The following is a 515-nucleotide window of genomic DNA, read 5'->3' as shown; positions in this document are numbered from 1 at the left end:
ATCCTATCCCGGGGATTCGAGCCTGTTGCTCGTCAGCCGCAAGCTCGCGCACGACGTGCCACGGGCGGGGATGCCCAACCGCCCGATGTAAGGGATGGGCGAGGGCGCAAAGGGTCCCGTGCTCTGCCGCTGCAGGCGTGACGGTTTGGCGCGACGGCATAGCCGCAATCGCCTTGACGTGCCTGAACCATGCGATCCCCGGCAGGCCGTGCCCGGACTACGGTTGGCGGGTGCGTCGGGATCCAGCGCGGGTGGGGAACGATGTCAGCAATACATTTCAGGCAATGGCAGATTTACTGCCCCGCATAACGGCCATCATGACGGCGATGGCCTTGAATGATTTGCGTGAAGTGACCGTCGCCGATACGGGTGTAGAGCTTTCCCCAGAAAGGATGTGTCGGCTCTTCAAGGCTTTCGCCTCGATCAAGCAGGATGGTATGAGGCGGGGTCGGTCGATCTGTCAGACGATCGTTGGGGCGCATGGCGAACCTGGTGAGACGGATCCATTAGCGGGG

The 515-nt window shown here is 62.3% G+C and carries 1 pseudogene; it reads left to right on the top strand.

Features of this window, described 5'->3' with window-relative positions:
- Positions 1–251 precede the first annotated feature (251 nt).
- Positions 252–515: pseudogene (locus tag AACY19_RS27000) on the top strand (hypothetical protein); the annotation flags it as partial.

Source organism: Pseudomonas sp. EA_5y_Pfl2_R50, assembly GCF_963970475.1.
Classification (GTDB): Bacteria; Pseudomonadota; Gammaproteobacteria; order Pseudomonadales; family Pseudomonadaceae; genus Aquipseudomonas.
This window is presented reverse-complemented; position numbering and strand designations above follow the sequence as displayed.